We start from the raw sequence: 17958 nt of genomic DNA on the forward strand, positions 1-17958 counted from the left end.
ATCGAGCACAGGGGTCTCGACCATCGGGGGGAAAGGCTATCGAGCGGGGGGAAAGGCTACCGAGCATCGGGAGAGGGGTTGTCGAGCATCGGGGAACGGCTCTCGCGGATCGGGGGGGAGAGTGCTCGACAGTTGGAGCGGGAGCCGCAAGTCAGTTGAGGGGAACCGTGATTCGGGTGCGAACTCGACGTTGGATGTCGCTGATCTCGCGAACGCCTTCGCTGAGCATGCTGCGTTCCAAGGGGCTGAGATCGCTGAGGACGATGACGTCGCCGGGGGTGTGGCCGGCGCGGAGCTGGGTGATCTGGTGACGAAGCCGCAGGCGTTGGGTCATGGCGAAAACCTCATGCAGCAGTGAGGCTTCGGCGGAGGTGAGGGTGCCGACGTCGACGGCGCTGTGCAGGCGCGCAGGGGTGGGAGCCGAGGTGATCCCCGCAGTCAGGCCGGCCCAGCGTGCGAGGTTCACGATGGGTGCGATGACGTGCGCCTTCAGGTCAACGGTCCCGCCGCGACGGGACAGGACGTCGCGCAGGCTCCGTACGCGCGGCCGCAGCGACAGCGCGTTGAGCAGTTGCAGGCGTAGGGCTTCGGGATGGTCGGCCGGCATCGACGAGAACGCCGAGGGCGCGGTGTGCAGGCTTTCGGGGCCGAGGATGACGCGGCCGTCGATGAGCAGCGACGACATGATGAGACCGTGGTCGGCGAGTGGTGCTGTCAACCATCGTCGTGCTGCGAGCAGCCAGTCGTCGCAGGAGCGGGAGAAGCTCGGCGAGAAGGCGACGGCACCGTTGGTGTCGGCGGGCAGACCGCAGTCGTCGAGGATCGTGTGTGTGCGGCGGGCCAGCGCACGGAACTCGTCCGCCGAACGGTCGCCGTCGTCGATCCAGCTGAGAGCCGAGTCGACGTCGGAGGACGGCATCGCCTCCCGCCGCGCCACGCTACCCAGGGTGATCCAGGCGAAGCCCGACAAGTCGGGGTGATCCTCTAGCGCGAGTTCGACGGCACGGCGGGCAGTGGTGTCGATGATCAACGACAGCACACCGCACGTGGATTCCGCATCGAGGCCCGCGCTCACGAGGTCATCGGCCAAACGTGGCATGGCCTGGGTTGCCGATGCGAGTGCGGCGACATCGGTGGCATGAGCGATCCGTCGCTGCAGTGAGCCGCCACGGCTCGCGGCGACCAGCAGATCGGTCTCCTCCAATACCCCGATGGCGCGGCCCCGCGGAGAACACACCGGCATGTGACGAACGCCGGCCTCCAACATCTCCAGCCAGGTGGTGATCGCGTAGCGTCCGGCGTCGACGGAGCGGGCCGGTGCGGTCATCACCTCGGCGACCGGCACATCCGGTGACCGTCCGGCACCGACGACACGGTGGGTGACGTCGCTCTCGGTGACGATTCCCAGTGTGCCGTCGGGCAACTCGATGAGCGCACACGATTGGCCGGCTGCACCCATCGCGCGCACCGCCTCGACGACGGGGGTGTGCGGAGCGACGAACACCGGAGCGTCGCGGATCAACGACGACACCCGCGTCGTCGACGACCAGCCTGCGGTGGGTGCGGGCCGGGCGGAGATCGACTGCCAGGCCGACTCGGCGAGGAAGGTCAGTCCCGACCTTCTGCCGAGCACGGCCCGCACCTCGTCGGCGGGCAATGCGATCGCCGACGCCGGCTCGGCAGCACGCGCGACGAACCGTGCCTCACCGCCGATGATGAGTGGTATGTAGCCGAACAATGCTCCAGGGCCCAGGGTTTCGAACACCTCCGGGCGATCGAGTTCTGCCCCAGGAGCCGTCAGCTCGACCCGTCCGGCGCACACCATGAACACCGCATCCGCGGAGCCGTGACCGTATTCGGCGATGACCTCCCCGGCGCGAAATCGACGGACGCTCGCGCCCGCGGCGATCCGGGCCAGCTCATCGTCGGCCAGTTCCTGGAAAGGTGAATGGGCTCCCAGGAATTCGACGGTGTCGGAGTCCTCGGCCCCGGCCATCACTCAGGTACCGGACCGGATCAGGTCGGCGCACTTCTCGGCCATCGTCATCACCGTGATGTTGGGGTTGACGATCGGTAGGTTGGGCATCGCCGAGGCGTCCACGACCCGTAAACCGGTGACACCCTTGACCTTCAGGGTCGGATCGAGCACCGCCATCGGGTCGTCGGCGGCACCCATTCGCGCAGTGGCGGCCGGGTGGTAGACGGTGTTGTGGGTCTTGTGGAAGTAATCGATGATCTCGTCGTCGGAGGTGACGTCGGGGCCGGGGGCGAGTTCGCGGGCCACCCATTCCCGCAGCGGTGACTGCTCGGCGATGCGGCGGGCGAGCTTGACGCCGGCGAGCATGACGCGCTCGTCGTGGCCGTCGGGATCGGTGAAGTAACGCGGGTCGACCTTGGGCCGGTCCCGGAAATCCCGTGACCGCAGACGAACGGTCCCGCGTGATCGGCCCTGGGTGACGTTGGGGGTCAAGCAGAATCCGTTCTCGGTGGTCGGATAGCCCCAGCGCAGGGTGTTCATGTCGAAGGGCACACTGCCGTAGTGCATCATCAGATCCGAATGGTCCAACCCCTCCTGGGTGGTGGTGAACAATCCGATCTCCCACCACTGGGTGGAGTCGGTGACCATCGGGCGAGAGGCCTCCCAGAACACCAGTCCCTCGACGTGATCGTCGAGGTTCTCGCCGACCCCGGGGGAGTCGACGCGAACGGTCACGCCCATCTCGCGCAGATGCTCGGCCGGGCCGATCCCGCTGAGCATCAACAGTTTCGGAGTGTCAATGGCACCGGCGGTGACGATCACCTCGCGGTCGGCCGTCACTTCGTCGTATCCGGTGAGGTCGGGTCGTTGGAATCGCACACCGGTGGCGCGCAGCGAGTCGTCGATCAGGATCTCGCTGATCCAGCTGTCGGTGAGCACGGTGAGGTTGGGGCGGGTGCCGAGAATGGGATGCAGGTAGGCGTGTGAGGTCGACATGCGCTCGCCGGCTTCGTTCGCGTTGATCTGAAACCATCCGGCGCCGTTGAGATGCCACTGGTCGCGATTGAACTGCACGGTGGGTAGACCGACCTTCGCGGCGGCGTCGAGGACAGCCTGGCCGCACGGATCGACCGGCGGGACATCGCGCAATCGGACCGGTCCGTCGTGACCGTGCGGATAGCCCTGGTAGTCGCCGTCGGCGACGTTGTTCTCGACGCGGGAGACGTAGGGCAGCACGTCGTCCGGTCCCCAGCCGGTCGCGCCGGCCGCCTCCCAGTCACGCAACCCCTGGGCCAACGGCCAGAACGCGATACACGAGTTGTGCGAGGAACACCCGCCGAGCACCTTGGCGCGGGCGTGCCGCATGAAGCTGTTCCCGCGTTCCTGTGGTTCGACCGGATAATCCCAGTCGTACCCGGAGTCGAGCAGGTGCATCCACTCCTTGAGTACCAGGATGTTGGGATCGTCGACGTCGCTGGGCCCGGCCTCGATCAGGCAGACCGTGACGGCCGGATCCTCGGAAAGGCGTGCGGCGAGCACACATCCGGCGGTCCCGCCACCGGCGATGACGTAGTCATAAGAGGTCATGAGCGTGCTCAGATCCTTTCGGGGGTGATATGACGAGGCGGGATACGACCGGCAGAACAGTCGCTCACAGTCCGCCGCCGATCTCGTCGGCGGTGGGCAGCCTTGTTGCGGTGGAATGGGATTCGAGTACACCGATGTGGCGACGGCCGACGGTGAGGTACCAGACGAAACCGACGCCGAAGATGATGCCGATGTAGACGAAGGCGCCCCAGGTGTTGTACCAGGGTTCGCCATAGATCTCCGAGCGTGGCCACGCCAGGTTGAGTGCCATGCCCACACCCCAGACCACGGCGACGATGTTCACCAGCAGGCCCCACCGGCCCATGGTGAAGTATCCGCCCTCGGCGAGGTCCTTCGGCGGCCATTCCCCGCGAAACCGCTTGGCCAGCAACGGCCCGGTGACGAGGAGATAGGCCAGGTAGATCATGATGATCGCGATGGAGGTCAGCACGGTGAAGATCTTGGGCTGACCGACGTTGATGACGAGAATGAGGACGGCGACGATCCCGATCACCAGCGACGGGATCACCGGAGTTTGCCGGACGGGATCGACCTTGGCGAGTTTCTCGCCGAAGGGCAGGGCATTGTCGCGGGCCATCGCGAACATCAGCCGAATGGCCGCGGTGTGCACCGCCAATGAGCAGACGAAGACCGCGACGACGATCGCGACGAGGAAGACCTTGCTCGCCGGCCCCCACATCACCTGCTCGACGATGTACTGCAGGCCGCCGGACGCGTCACCGAGTTTCGGATCGGACAGGTTCGGCGCGGCCATGATCGCGAATACCAGGATGGCACCACCGATGACGAACGAGGCGAGAATGGCGCGCAGGATCGCCTTGGGTGCGGTTCGGCGGGGTTCGACGGTCTCCTCACCGAGCGAACTCGCGGTGTCGAAGCCGTACATCACGTACCCGGAGGCCAGCGACGCGACCAGGAACGCACCGAGATAGCCGCTGCTCTCGCCTGCGCCGTAGCCGTTGGTGGAGAAGAAGATCTGCGGACCACGAGTGATGTTGCAGGCCAGAATGATCGCGATCAACACCGCGGCGATCAGCTCGACGAATACACCGACGGAGTTGATCAATGACATCAGCCGTACGCTCCAGGCGTTGATGGCCGTGGTCAGTGCGATGAGGATCGCGCCGAGAATGACCGCATTGACCGCGTAGTCCGTGGCATCGTCACCGCTGCCGTAGATCTGGAAGCCGCTCCACAGTCGGGGCAGATTGAGTTGCATCGCCAGGGCGACCGCCGCGAGGGTGACCACCGATGCGGTGAACATCAACCAGCCCGCCGACCATCCGACGCGTTGGCTGCCGAGTCGCTTGGCCCAGTTGTAGACCGATCCGGCCACCGGATACTTCGCGGCGAGTTCCATGAAACACAGTGCGACGCAGAGCTGTCCGACGAAGACCATCGGCCACGACCACAGATAGGCCGGTCCGGCGTTGCCGAAACCGACGTAGAACAGCTGGAAGGTGCCGGTGAGGATCGAGATGTAACTGACGCCCGCGGCGAAGCTGGCGAACTTGCCGATGGAGCGGTCGAGGGACTCCTTGTAGCCGAAGTCGGACAGGCCGTACGATTCGTCCGCCGAATCCTTCGGCGCACCAGTGGGAGCTGTACTCATTGATCGTCCTTCTGTTGATCATCCTCGTGCGGAGTGAACCACTGCGACGCCGACGGCGCGGTGTTGTGCCAGATATGTTTGGTCTCTTGGTATTCCGCGAGACCGGTGGGACCGAGTTCACGTCCGTTGCCGGACTTCCCGAATCCGCCCCATTCGGCTGCCGGGGTGTAGTAGCCGAAGTCGTTGAGCCACACCGTCCCATGGCGCAGCGCGCGCACCATGCGTTCGCCCAGCGCGGCGTCGGAGGTGCGCACCCCGGCCGCCAGCCCGTAATCGGTGTCGTTGCCGAGGGTGAGTGCCTGCTCCTCGGTGGTGAATCGCTCGACGGTCAGGATCGGCCCGAAGGTCTCGTCGCGGACCACCGACATCGTGCGGTTGCAGTGGTCGAAGATGGTGGGCGCGAACCAGTATCCGCCGGGTGCGAGTCCCTCACGCTCGGGATGTCCACCGCCGCAGCGCAACTGTGCGCCCTCGGCGATGGCCGACGCGACGTGGGCGTTCATCTTGTCCAGCTGGGTCTGTGACACCAGGGGACCGGTCTTGGCGGCCGGGTCGAGCCCGTTGCCCATGACGATCTGGTCGGCCCGGGCGACGAGGGCGTCGACGAAGTCGTCGGCGATCGATTCGTGGACGATGAGGCGCGTTCCTGACGAACAGACCTGGCCCGAGTGCAGGAACACCCCGGCGAGTACCTGTTCGACCGACGAGTCCCAGTCGGCGTCGGCGAAGACGATGTGCGGGTTCTTTCCGCCGAGTTCGACGGCGACCTTGGTGACGTGACGCGCGGCGGTCTCGGAGATGATCCGCCCGGTGGCGAGCCCGCCGGTGAACGAGATGAAATCGACCTCGTCGGTGTCGGTGAGTGCGGCACCCAGCGACGAACCGGCTCCCTGAACGAGATTCAGCACACCTGCAGGCACACCGGCCTCCTCGCACAACCGGACGAACGCGATGGTGCTCAGCGGGGTGACCTCGCTGGGCTTGGCGACCATTGTGCAACCGGCGGCCAACGCAGGGGCGATCTTCCACGAGATCTGCAGAAGTGGATAGTTCCACGGTGCGATCAGCACACAGACCCCGATCGGTTCGCGCACCACCCGACTGATCACCCCGGGCACCCCGGTGTCGACGGCCCGATCGGCCTCGGTCTCCACCAGACTTGCGTAATAGCGGAAAACCGACTCGACGTCGTCGATGTCGATCTCGCTCTCGGCCAGTGTTTTTCCGGTGTCGAGGGTCTCGATACGGGCGAGTTCGGCCTTGTCCCGGACGAGGAGATCGGCGATGCGGCGTAGCAGTGCGGCGCGTTCGGCGACCGGGGTGGCCGGCCACCGGCCGTCGTCGAAGGTGGTGCGGGCGGCCGCGATCGCCGCGGTCACGTCCTCGGGGGTGGCCTCGTCGACCCGGATGAAGCTCTCACCGAGCGCGGGGTCGATGATCTCGCGGGTACCGCCGTCGGCGGCGTGATGCCACCGCCCGGCGGTGAACAGTTGGGCCTCGCCCAGAAGCGGTGATGAAAAGGTGTCCGACGAGACGGATTGATCGGTGGTGCTCACGTGAAGTGGCCTCTCCGCGTTGGTGGATGGTGTTCTCACGACTGATGACGAAGACGGGGGTGACGAAAGACGGGATGAACATGACGAGACTGCGAACACGAACGAGTGCGTGGGACGCGCCCACGGTGGCGGTCAGGGCTCGCACGGGCGCGTGGACGTGCGCGAGCCCCTACGGACGGCGGGTCACAGTGTTGCTCTGTGCGCAACTCTGCGCACCTGTTGCAACAAGTGTTGTGCCAGCCCGGTGTTCTGTCAATAGGTGAGGAACCCATGGCTGCGCCGGCTCCCGTCACCGAGAGGACGTGAGCCGGTCTGGGCGCCATGATCAGCGCAGCGGGAGCTCGGCGACGATCGAACCGGGAGACGTTGCGCCGGCGGCGGGTTCGACACTGAAGCCCAGCGCCGTCGCGTCGCCGATATGGGGGATGACCGCAGTCGTCGATGGTGCGACGTCCTTGTCGGTCATCGTGCCGGCCAGGGTGGCGCCCTGCGGGCCGAGTAGCCACATTTGATAGACGGTGCCGGGCTGAGGTGGTGGCACGTCGTTCATCACGAGGACCGCCGCGTCGGCGCGCTCGGAGTAGGTCACCGACGCCCGACCAGTGGCCACCGACCCGGAGCTCGTCCGAACGTCCTTGGCGCTGAACACCTTGGCGGCGGTGGGCTGTTCGGTGGTGGTCTTGCTCGACAGTCCACTGCCGATCGCCCACCCGATGGCCCCGACCGCGACGGCGACCACCGCGGCAGCGGCGAGATAGGCAATCCGACGTCCGGTCCGGGTGACGTCGGGAGCGGCCGCAGCACCGCCCGACGCGACGGACTCCGGGGCATCCGAGCGTGCGGGGTCGTCGGTCGATCGCGGGCGGATCTCGCGGACACCGGCGGTGCTCGGGTGGGCGGCCTCGCGGGCCTCGGCGGTGGCCGCAGCCAACAGTCGGTCACGCAGCTCGGCGGGCGGGGTCATGGCGGTCGACGCGCTGACCGCGGCCATCGTCTCCCGGGTCGCGGCCACGAGCGCGTCGAACTCCGCGCGCACCGCGTCGTCGGCCTGCGCACGCCGGCGTCGGACCGAGTCCAGTTCCGCCGGCGACAGGGCATCGAGTCCCATCAGCGGCGCCATCGCGAGCAACTCGTCGTCAGACATCCCGATCCCCCAGGCATTCCCGCAGACGCGCCAAACCGTCCCGGATGCGCGACTTGATCGTCGGCAGTGCGACCGAGAGCTGCTCGGCGACCTCCCGGTACGTCAGCCCGCGGTAATAGGCCAGCGACACCGACTCGCGTTGGATGTCGGTGAGACTGCCCAGGCAGTTGATGACGCGTTCACGTGCCTCGCGGACCTCGACGGCGTCGGCGACCTGATCGAAGCTGATCGTCGCCGTGGCCTGGCTGTAGGTGGTCTCCCGCCGATCGCCGGCGACCTCGGAGCGCACCCGGTCGACCGCGCGTCGGTGCGCCAGGGTGATCAACCAGCTCAGCGCCGACCCGGCCGCCGGATCGAACTTGTCGGCCGACCGCCACACCTGCAGGAACACCTCCTGCGTGGTCTCCTCGCTGTATCCCGGATCGCGCAGAACGCGAAGGACCATGCCGTACACGCGATCCCCGGTCCGGTCATAGAACTCGGCGAAGGCCGCCGAGTCGCCGTCGGCGATCCGCGCCAGCAGATCCGGCAGTGCCGCGTCCTCGCGGCCGTCGGTTGCCGTCACCTCGACGCCTCTGATCTCATCGCCGATCACCCTAACCCGCGGCAGGGGGCCACTCAACGATTCGGGTGTCCGGCTCGCCCGGAGATCTCCCGGTGCGGTCGCCGACGGGCCGGGCAACGGTGACACCGGGCGGCCGTCCGGCTGTGTCATCGTGCGGCCTGACGGCCGGGCCACCGCCAACCCGGAGGTCATGGCGTGGCGCGGGAGTCGGCCGTTGGCGTCGACGAGGGCGGCAGCGGGAAGAAGTACGAGGTGCGTTGCTGGTACTCGGGATAGCCGGGTCGCGTGCTCATCGACTTCTCCAGCAACCGGGCGCCGGTGGCGAATACGAGGAAGTAGGTCATCACCACCGGTGACAGGACGGTGAGCACGCCGGGACACGGGACGAGCGTGGGACCGGTGGTCATCGCCCCCGATGTCGCCGCCAGCAGCCAGATGCCCCACCACACCGACGCGTCGCCGAAGTAGTTGGGGTGACGCGTCCACGCCCAGAGTCCGCGATCCATGATCGCGCCCTTGTTGGCGGGGTCGGCCTTGAAGGCGCGCAGTTGCGCATCGCCGATCGCCTCAAAGCACAGCCCGAGCGTGAACAGCGCGATGCCGAGGCCGCCGACGATCCATGCGAGTGCGGGGGTGGGGCCGGCGACCGCCGACACCTGGATCGGCAGCGACACGAACCACTGCGCGGCCCCCTGCGTCGCGAAGATCTTGCGGGCGACGACTGTGAAACCGTTGCCGCCGGAGCGTTCCAGCATCTCGGTGTAGCGCGGGTCCTCACCCTTGCCCTTCGATTTGCCGACCATGTGCCAGGCCAGTCTCAGCCCCCACACGCTCACGCCGAGCGCCAGCAGCCAGCGGCGCGTGGGGTCACCGCCGCCGAGGATCAGCGACAACCAGGCGACGGCGACGAATCCGAGGCCCCACGTGACGTCGACGACGTTGAAACGCCCGATCCGATAGCCGATCGCGAAGGTGACCGCCTGCATCACCGCGAGCAGGACCAGCGACGACAGCGTCAGGACGAGAAATCCCGACCAACCGGTCATGACCGCTCCCGGGGAGCCGTGCCGGCCGAGCTGCGGGTGAACAACAACTGGTGGACGTCGAGGTACCCCGCCCGGAATCCGGCCTCGGAGTAGGCGAGATAGAACTGCCACATCCGCATGAAGGTGGCGTCGAAGCCGAGGTCGGCGATCCGGCGCCGACGGGAATCGAAGCGTTCGCGCCAGAGCCGCAGCGTTTCGGCGTAGTGCGCGCCCATCGACAGCGAGTCGGTCAGCCGCAGCGTCGTGTGCTTGTCGGTGACGGCGCGCAGCGCGGGCAGCGAGGTGAGCTGACCGCCGGGGAAGATGTACTTGTGCACCCAGGTGTAGGTGTGGCGGGAGGCGCGCATGCGATCGTGCGGCATGGTGATGGCCTGGATCGCGACCTTCCCGCCGGGCGCGAGGGCGCGGTCGATGGTGGAGAAGTATGTCGGCCAATACTTTTCACCGACGGCCTCGATCATCTCGACCGACACGACGGCGTCGTAGGTGCCGTCGACCTCGCGGTAGTCGAGGAGATCGATCTGCACCTTGTCGGCGAAGCCGGCGTCGGCGACGCGACGCAACGCCAGCTCGCGCTGCTCGGAGGACAGGGTGACCGAACGGACCGTGGCCCCCCGGGCCGCGGCGCGTAGGCACAGTTCGCCCCAGCCCGTTCCGATCTCGAGTAGGCGCGTGCCCTCCCCGACACCGGCGAGATCGAGCAGCCGGTCCACCTTGCGGCGCTGGGCATCGGCGAGATCATCCCAAAGTGGATGCAGCACGGCATGTTCGGCCGAGACCCCGGGGTCGGCGAACAGTGCACTCGAATACGTCATCGTCTCGTCGAGGAAGGTGGCGAACAACTCGTTGGACAGGTCGTAGTGGCGCGAGATGTTGGAGCGGGTGTTGGCCGTCGTGTTCTCTTCGTCCTCGGGATGTTTCGGCAGCACCACCCGGCGCAGCGCCTGTAGGGGTCGGGGGACCAGCCGCGCGACCCGAGAGGCGAACGGGGTGAGGACGCCGACGAGGTCATCGGTGCTCCAGTCGCCGGCCATGAAGGACTCGCCGAATCCGATCAACCCGTGAGACCCGACCCGACGCGCGAAGTCGGTGGGGCGCCGAATGATCATGCGCGGCTGCACATCGTCGGTGCGACGGCCGCCGCGGGTGCCGTCCGGATACTCGATGCGCACGTCGAGCCCGGCGGTGGCGTGCCGGAACAGCCAGGACGCCGCGGCGCCGCGGACCCGCGCGGATCGGCCGGTGGGGATCGCGGCGGCGTCGGGCCAGCGTCCGGCGTCGGGTGGGGTGACCTCGGAATCGTCAGGCCGATGGATGTGGGTGCTCATCGGTGTCCTTTCGTCGCGGTGGAGGCGAGAGTGGAATGAACGGGATGATCGGGGCGCGGTTGGACGGGAAGACGGCGAGCCCATAATCCGATGCCCTGCAGCCGGATTCGGGCGGAGACGACGAGCGGGGCGAGCGGCGTGCGCAGTTGGGCTCCGACGATCGCGCGGGTGGTCGCCGGGCGGGCATGTCCGGTCAGGGCGGCGACGAAAGGTTCGGCTCCCGGACGGTCGAGGATGATCGAGACCGCTACGCGGCCTTGGCCATCCGGCTCGGGGACGCGTAGCCGATAGCGACCGGAGACGTCGTGGAACGGTGAGACGTAGAACTCCTTGTCCACCTCCGCACGGCCGTCCGCGTCGGGCGTCACGATGTAGCAGTGGCGCTCGCCATAGGTGTTGTGCACCTCGGCCACCACATGCGCGAGGGTGCCGTCGGCGTGGTGGCACCAGAAAACACTGAGCGGATTGAACGTGTATCCGGCGACGCGCGGTGAGAGCAGGGCGCACACCGGGCCGTCGGCGGGTGTGACACCCGCGCCGCGCAGATGGTTGTCGAGTCGCTGCCGCAGCGACTGCCCGGGCCGCATCGGCTCCGGGAAATGGTCGGCGGAACGGACGTCGGCGGCCAGGCGCAGCAGACCACGGAACCGGGGTGGTTCGTCGACGTCGATGAGCCACGAACTGCTGCGGTAGGTGAACGTATGGCGCAGCGGTGAGCGCCGGGTGTGGGTGATGCGCGTGGCGACGACGGCCGGCAACGGGGTCGCGGTGGATGCCGGGCGGGTCATGTCGGATCATCCTGGAGAGCAACGGATTGCGCGGCCATTCGGTGTAGGGAGCCGGCCGCCCGGCGGGCGGCGCGCTCGCCGGACGCCGCGCCGTCCTCGTGGAATCCCCACCCGTGGTAGGCGCCGGCGAACACGATGCGGTCGCTCTCGATGTCCGGGAGGAGTGCTTGTGCAGCAACCGATTCGGTGGTGTAGATCGGGTGCTCGTAGGTCATCTCGGCGAGAATCGTCGAGTCGTCGACGAGGTCGGTGCGGCCGAGGGTGACGAGCATGCGGGGGTCGGCGGTGGGCAGTCGCATCAGACGGGTCATGTCATAGGTGACGGCGACGCCGGAACCATCGAGCGCGTCGGTCGGTGCGTGGTCGGCGCGGATCTGGTAATTCCACGACGCCCAGGCCCGGCGGGCGCGCGGCAGCAACGAGATATCGGTGTGTAGGACAGCGGGTTTCGCGCAGTAGGAGATGGCGCCGAGGACCCGTCGCTGTGCGGCGGTCGGGTGGTCGAGAGCGGTGAGGGCCTGGTGCGGATGGGTCGCGAGGACGACGGCGTCGAACCGCTCGGTGGGATGACCGTCGGCGGTGACCGCGACCGCGGTACCGAGATCCTCGACGGAGCGCACCGGCGCGCCGAGGCGGATGCGACCGCGATGGGCACGCAGGTGGTCGGCGACGGCGTCGACGTAGGTGATCGAACCGCCGACGACGGTCCGCCACGTGGGTGACCCGAACACCGACAGCATCCCGTGGTGGGAGAGGAAGGTGAACAAGTAGCGCGCCGGATAGGCCTGCGCGGTGCGCGCATCACACGACCACACCGCGGCGATCAGCGGGAGCAGGAAGTTGTCGACGAAGTAGTCCGACAGCTTCTCGCGGGCGACGAACTCGGTGATCGGCTCGTCGGAGTCAGGGGTGTCGAGGACCTTGCGCGCCGCGCGATGGAAGCGCACGACCTCGCCGAGCATCCACAGATAGCGGCCCCGGGTGAGGGTGCGCGCGGTCGGGATGAGCCCCGAGAGACCCAGGGCTCCCGCGTATTCCAGACCGGTGCGCTCGGAGTGCACCGACATCGACATGTCGGTCTCCTGGGTCGGCACCGCGAGCTCGTCGAAGAGCCGCAGCAGAGTGGGATAGGTGCGGTCGTTGTGGACGATGAACCCGGAGTCGACGGCGACGGTGCCGCCGGCCCCGGGCGGCGTGATCGAGTGCGTGTGGGCGTGACCACCGAGACGGTGATCGGCCTCGTACAGGGTGACGTCGGCGTCGGCGGAGAGTCGGTAGGCGGCAACCAGACCCGCGACGCCACTGCCCACCACCGCGACTCGGTGGGGACGGCCGGTGTGGGGTACCGGTGGACCCGAGGTTGTCATGCCCGAAGTTCGGACTCGACGGCCGTTCGGATGGGTCAGTACCGCTGCGGTGGGGGCGGGGCGGCGATGTAGCCGGCCTGCCGTTGGTCGGCGTCGACGATCTCGGCGCCGAGTGGCAACAGTGACAGCGGCACCATCTTGAAACTGGCGATGCCCAGCGGGATGCCGATGATGGTCAGGCACATCGCGATGCCGGAGGTGATGTGCCCGATGGCCAGCCAGATCCCGGCGAAGATCAGCCAGATGATGTTTCCGATGGTCGACGCCGCACCGGCCTGTGGTTTGCGCACGACGGTCCTCCCGAACGGCCACAGGGCGTAGTTGGCGATGCGGAAGGATGCGATGCCGAACGGGATCGTGATGATCAGGATGCAGCAGATGATTCCGGCGACGACGTATCCGATCGCCATCCAGAACCCGCAGAGCACCAACCAGATGATGTTGAGGAGTGTGCGCATACGCCCATTGTCCGCTGTCGTGGATGATCGTGGTGCAACGTCGGGCAACCGTCGGCCGCCATCTCGACGAACAGGGCCCGAGCCTGCGGGGTCTGCCCGATGTCATGCGTGGTGTCGTCGGCCCTGGCTAACCTGTGCCCATGGCCCCCGACGCCGAGCGTGCACGTGTCACCGTGTGGTGGGTCATCACCACCGTCGTCCTGGTGATCCGTCTGCTCGCGACGATCGCGGTGATCCTGCTCGCCATCGGCTGGGCGGTCGCGGCGATCCGGGATTCGATGAACAACATTTTCTTGTGGCCGGCCGTCGGGAGTGCGGTCGCGCTGCTGATCAGCACATATCTCTACAGTTACCTGCGGGCGAGGTACCCGCGCCGCAACGCCTGGCTTCCGTGACCCCCCAGGTCGCGGTGACCCCCATCGCGGGTGCCTTCGATGTTGTTCGGGCTGATGACAAGGCCGCCTGTAGCCCGCGTCACACCAGAGTTGGCATAATCGACAGCACAGAGGCAATCGAGAGAAGACCTATGACCGAACTCGGCTCGTCGCGCATCCGGCGTGCCTATGAGGATTTCCTCTCCGGCATCACACCGCCCTCCGACGCGGTGCGTTCCGTGGTGCGTGATTCGTGGTCGAGGTCGTTGTCGCGCGGGGTCGATCCGATCGAGGCGCTCCCCGAGGACGACACCAGCGCGAGCATGACGATGGCCGAGTTCACGCGATACCGCGAGGCCCATCCGATCACGTCGGTGCGCCCGCTCGTGCAGTCGTTGATGCTCGACGACATCGCCGACTCCGGCGTCGTTGTCGCACTCACCGATCAGGTCGGACGACTGCTGTGGGTCGAGGGCAGCACCGACGCCGTCGACCGTGCGAGCCGCATCAACTTCGTCGAGGGCTCGGTGTGGAGCGAGGACGTCGTCGGCACCAACGCACCGGGCCTGGCACTCGCGGTCGGCAAGGGTGTGCAGGTGATCGGACCGGAACACTTCGCGGGCTCGGTGCAGGACTTCAGCTGTGCCGCCGCGCCCGTCCACGACCCGGTGACCGGACATGTCATCGGCGTCATCGATGTGACCGGTGGCCGCGAGGTGGCCGCACCGTTCGCCCTGGCCGCCGTCCGTTCGGTGGTGGCCGCAGTCGAACGCGAACTGCAGTCCCAGGCGGTCAACCTGGCCGACCCGGCGACCTTCGCGTCGTCGCAGGACAAGGGTGATGCGCGGCTGACGGTATTGGGCGACAACAATTATCGATGGCATCGGGAGGGTGATCCGGCCGGAGAGCGGACGCTGTCGCGCCGGCACGCCGAGATCCTGTTGCTGCTGCAGGAGTATCCCGAGGGCCTCAACACCGAACAACTCGCCATGCACCTGGCCGGCGACGGCATCGACCCGGTCACCGTGCGCGCCGAGATCTCGAGGCTGCGCCGTGATCTCGGCAACGACGTGGTCACCTCGCGGCCCTACCGCCTGACCGTCGACATGACCTCCGACGTCGCCGACCTGCGCCGGCGTATCGCCGAGCGCGGCGAACTGCCGTCGGTGATCGACGAACTCGGCCGCGGTGGACTGCTGGTGGAGTCGACGGCGCCGGGCATCACCGAGATCTTCGAAGTGGTCCGTGAGGATGTGCGGTCGCGGGTGATCGCCGAGGGAGATGTCGGGGCCCTGCGGACCTGGACGTCATCGATCCACGGTCGCGATGATCTCGTCGCGTGGCGTCGACTCGAGCACCGCCTTCCCGTGGGACATCCCGACCGCGCCGTGGTCGGCGGGCGAATCAGGTTGCTGGACAAGCGATACGGGGTCTGACCCGGCCTGTGGCGCGAGGCGTCCGAGGATGTGGCCACTCCGCGTCATGGAGCCTTGTACGAATACAGATTCCACATGAGCGGACCGCCGACCCGAAAATCACGGCGTGTCGCGCCGGATCCGTGGAAGTTATATTCCGCATCGGCGTGCCCGCGGCCCTCAGGGCTGCGCGTCGGGCATCGAACCGATGAGCAGCAGCGCCGCCGCGATGGTGGTCACGATGCACAGCACCACGAGCAGCAGCCCGACGCCCAATGTGACGAGCGGGTGCGGTTCGGACTCGTCGCGAGTACCGGCCGTGCCGCGTTGTGCGGGATCGTTCTGAGCGAGAACCATCGTGGCACCACCCTCCTGGCAGCTCGATCTGACATATTGCAGATACTGAATCAGATTACGAAAACTGGATCTTAGTGGTTGTGGGCACCTTCCACGACTTGAGTACCGCGAATCGCCCTTTGCACACCAGGCAATCGGTGCGAATTCCTCTTTTCGGCGGACCCAACGTCGGGCCAACGGTGAGTGGATCAGGCCTGCCACTCACGGCACCTGACCTGCCGTTTCGTGGCGATGCAACGTTGCGAACGCGTCTGCAACGTGGCTGCAACCACAGCCCTCCTACTCTGTGGAACAGATCACACCGGCTGCCGTCGCGGCTCGGTGTGACATCCCGCAACTGGCCGACGCCTGTTACTGCACTGAGGAGCTGGACACACATGACTGTTTACGCGAAGCCGGGTACCGAGGGTTCGGTGATGAGCTTTGAGTCGCGTTACGACAACTGGATCGGTGGTCAGTGGACCCCGCCGGTGAAGGGTCAGTACTTCGAGAATCCGTCTCCGGTCGACGGCAAGACGTTCTGTGAGGTCGCCCGGTCGACCGCCGAGGACATTGATCTCGCACTCGATGCCGCGCACAAGGCCGCACCGCAGTGGGGCAAGACCTCGGTCGCCGAACGTTCGCTGGTGCTGCTGCGCATCGCCGATCGTCTCGAGGAAAACCTCGAGAAGATCGCCGTTGCCGAGACCTGGGACAACGGCAAGGCGGTCCGCGAGACCCTCGCCGCCGACATCCCGCTCGCCGTCGATCACTTCCGCTACTTCGCCGGCGCCCTGCGCGCCCAGGAGGGATCGATCTCGGAGGTCGACGAGGACACCGTCGCCTACCACTTCCACGAGCCGCTCGGTGTGGTCGGCCAGATCATCCCGTGGAACTTCCCGATCCTCATGGCCGTGTGGAAGCTCGCGCCCGCGCTCGCCGCAGGCAACGCCGTCGTCCTCAAGCCGGCCGAGCAGACCCCCGCGTCGATCCTCTACGTCATGAGCCTGATCGCCGACCTGCTGCCCGCGGGCGTGATCAACATCGTCAACGGCTTCGGTGTGGAGGCGGGCAAGCCGCTCGCATCGAGCAACCGCATCCGCAAGATCGCCTTCACCGGTGAGACCACCACCGGCCGGCTGATCATGCAGTATGCGTCGGAGAACCTGATCCCGGTCACCCTCGAGCTCGGCGGCAAAAGCCCCAACATCTTCTTCAACGATGTGATGAGCGCCGACGACGGCTTCCTCGATCGTGCGCTCGAGGGCTTCTCGATGTTCGCGCTCAACCAGGGTGAGGTCTGCACCTGCCCGAGCCGCGCGCTCATCCAGGAGGACATCTACGACGACTTCATCGGCAAGGCCGTCGATCGTGTCTCGAAGATCAAGCAGGGCAACCCGCTCGACACCGACACCATGATGGGCGCCCAGGCCTCCAACGATCAGTTCGAGAAGATCAGCTCCTACCTGGCCATCGGCAAGGAAGAGGGCGCGAAGGTCCTCATCGGTGGCGAGCCGGCCGACCTCGGCGGCGACCTCTCGGGCGGCTACTACATCAAGCCGACGGTGTTCGACGGCCACAACAAGATGCGCATCTTCCAGGAGGAGATCTTCGGCCCGGTGCTGGCCGTGACCACCTTCAAGGACTACGCCGACGCCATCCACATCGCCAACGACACCCTCTACGGACTCGGTGCCGGTGTGTGGAGCCGTGACGGTGCCACCGCCTACCGTGCGGGCCGCGAGATCCAGGCCGGCCGTGTGTGGACCAACACCTACCACGACTACCCGGCCCACGCCGCGTTCGGTGGCTACAAGCAGTCCGGCATCGGACGCGAGACCCACCTGATGATGCTCGAGCACTACCAGCAGACCAAGAACCTCCTGGTCGGATACGCTCAGAGTGCGAAGGGATTCTTCTAAACCGAAGAGGTGCAACGATGACCACCGAACAGAACGTTCCTGATCGGGTGGTCGCCACAGACGCCGCCGTGCAGCTCCTGACCAAGTTGTCGGAGCTGCACGGCGGACTCATGATCCACCAGTCCGGTGGATGCTGTGACGGTTCCGCCCCCATGTGCTACCCCGTCGGGGAGTACCGAGTGGGCCAGCGCGACGTGCTGGTCGGCGAGATCGATCTGCCCGAACCCATTCCGGCAGTACGGGTCTGGATCAACGGCGATCAGTTCGAACTGTGGAAACACACGCAGTTGATCCTCGACGTGGTGCCCGGACGGGGCGCCGGATTCAGCCTGGAATCCCCCGAAGGAGTGCGATTCCTCTCGCGGGCAAGGGCTTTCAGTGAGGACGAGAATGCCGTGCTGTCGGCGAACCCGCCGTTGACCGGTGCGGCGGTCGGCGTCTGATCGTTTCCGCGACGTACC

At 66.9% G+C, this 17958-nt stretch carries 16 protein-coding genes; 4 read left to right on the forward strand and 12 right to left on the reverse strand.

Features of this window, described 5'->3' with window-relative positions:
* Positions 1-151: 151 nt before the first annotated feature.
* The 11 genes from GOPIP_RS07935 to GOPIP_RS07985 all read right to left on the reverse strand — a co-directional run bounded on the left by GOPIP_RS07935 (position 152) and on the right by GOPIP_RS07985 (position 13450).
* The gene (locus tag GOPIP_RS07935) at positions 152-1996 is read right to left on the reverse strand and encodes a putative nucleotidyltransferase substrate binding domain-containing protein (RefSeq protein ID WP_006369093.1); all 1845 of its coding nucleotides are present in this window, start codon (positions 1994-1996) and stop codon (positions 152-154) included.
* A gap of 3 nt (positions 1997-1999) precedes the next feature.
* Entirely contained in the window at positions 2000-3565 is a 1566-nt protein-coding gene (locus GOPIP_RS07940; RefSeq protein WP_006369095.1) for a GMC family oxidoreductase, read from the reverse strand.
* Positions 3566-3629: 64 nt separating this feature from the next.
* Positions 3630-5198: an APC family permease gene (locus GOPIP_RS07945; protein WP_006369097.1), complete on the reverse strand. Its 1569-nt coding sequence runs from the start codon at positions 5196-5198 to the stop codon at positions 3630-3632.
* On the reverse strand, positions 5195-6703 hold the full coding sequence (locus tag GOPIP_RS07950; protein ID WP_170320188.1) for an aldehyde dehydrogenase family protein: 1509 nt from the start codon (positions 6701-6703) through the stop codon (positions 5195-5197). The genes GOPIP_RS07945 and GOPIP_RS07950 overlap by 4 nt, the downstream gene beginning before the upstream one ends.
* Before the next feature lie 376 nt (positions 6704-7079).
* Entirely contained in the window at positions 7080-7898 is an 819-nt protein-coding gene (locus tag GOPIP_RS07955) for an anti-sigma factor (RefSeq protein WP_006369101.1), read from the reverse strand.
* A complete protein-coding gene (locus tag GOPIP_RS07960) occupies positions 7891-8463 on the reverse strand; it encodes a sigma-70 family RNA polymerase sigma factor (RefSeq protein WP_006369103.1) in 573 nt (190 codons plus the stop codon). Before GOPIP_RS07960 ends, GOPIP_RS07955 begins: the two co-directional genes overlap by 8 nt.
* Before the next feature lie 188 nt (positions 8464-8651).
* The gene (locus GOPIP_RS07965) at positions 8652-9509 is read right to left on the reverse strand and encodes a DUF1295 domain-containing protein (RefSeq protein ID WP_006369105.1); all 858 of its coding nucleotides are present in this window, start codon (positions 9507-9509) and stop codon (positions 8652-8654) included.
* On the reverse strand, positions 9506-10837 hold the full coding sequence (locus tag GOPIP_RS07970) for a class I SAM-dependent methyltransferase (protein WP_006369106.1): 1332 nt from the start codon (positions 10835-10837) through the stop codon (positions 9506-9508). Before GOPIP_RS07970 ends, GOPIP_RS07965 begins: the two co-directional genes overlap by 4 nt.
* Positions 10834-11625 carry a DUF1365 domain-containing protein gene (locus tag GOPIP_RS07975; RefSeq protein WP_006369107.1) on the reverse strand — a complete coding sequence of 264 codons (792 nt, stop codon included), beginning with the start codon at positions 11623-11625 and terminating at the stop codon, positions 10834-10836. Before GOPIP_RS07975 ends, GOPIP_RS07970 begins: the two co-directional genes overlap by 4 nt.
* Complete coding sequence (locus GOPIP_RS07980) at positions 11622-12992, reverse strand: NAD(P)/FAD-dependent oxidoreductase (RefSeq protein WP_170320184.1); 1371 nt, start codon at positions 12990-12992, stop codon at positions 11622-11624. The genes GOPIP_RS07975 and GOPIP_RS07980 overlap by 4 nt, the downstream gene beginning before the upstream one ends.
* A gap of 35 nt (positions 12993-13027) precedes the next feature.
* A complete protein-coding gene (locus tag GOPIP_RS07985; RefSeq protein ID WP_006369109.1) occupies positions 13028-13450 on the reverse strand; it encodes a YccF domain-containing protein in 423 nt (140 codons plus the stop codon).
* Between the two features lie 140 nt (positions 13451-13590).
* On the opposite strand from GOPIP_RS07985, the gene GOPIP_RS07990 reads away from it, so the two are divergent.
* Together GOPIP_RS07990 and GOPIP_RS07995 are read left to right on the forward strand one after the other, a co-directional pair.
* The gene (locus tag GOPIP_RS07990; protein WP_006369110.1) at positions 13591-13845 is read left to right on the forward strand and encodes a hypothetical protein; all 255 of its coding nucleotides are present in this window, start codon (positions 13591-13593) and stop codon (positions 13843-13845) included.
* Between the two features lie 131 nt (positions 13846-13976).
* Positions 13977-15260 carry a GAF domain-containing protein gene (locus tag GOPIP_RS07995; RefSeq protein ID WP_006369111.1) on the forward strand — a complete coding sequence of 428 codons (1284 nt, stop codon included), beginning with the start codon at positions 13977-13979 and terminating at the stop codon, positions 15258-15260.
* 159 nt (positions 15261-15419) lie between these two features.
* On the opposite strand, the gene GOPIP_RS29015 is transcribed toward GOPIP_RS07995, so the two are convergent.
* A complete protein-coding gene (locus tag GOPIP_RS29015; RefSeq protein WP_006369112.1) occupies positions 15420-15596 on the reverse strand; it encodes a hypothetical protein in 177 nt (58 codons plus the stop codon).
* Between the two features lie 377 nt (positions 15597-15973).
* On the opposite strand from GOPIP_RS29015, the gene exaC reads away from it, so the two are divergent.
* Together exaC and GOPIP_RS08005 are read left to right on the forward strand one after the other, a co-directional pair.
* Positions 15974-17497, forward strand: coding sequence for an acetaldehyde dehydrogenase ExaC (exaC, locus tag GOPIP_RS08000; protein ID WP_006369113.1), 1524 nt, complete (start codon positions 15974-15976; stop codon positions 17495-17497).
* 17 nt (positions 17498-17514) lie between these two features.
* On the forward strand, positions 17515-17940 hold the full coding sequence (locus GOPIP_RS08005) for a DUF779 domain-containing protein (protein WP_006369114.1): 426 nt from the start codon (positions 17515-17517) through the stop codon (positions 17938-17940).
* Positions 17941-17958 lie beyond the last annotated feature (18 nt).

This window comes from Gordonia polyisoprenivorans NBRC 16320 = JCM 10675 (assembly GCF_000241325.1).
GTDB lineage: Bacteria > Actinomycetota > Actinomycetes > Mycobacteriales > Mycobacteriaceae > Gordonia > Gordonia polyisoprenivorans.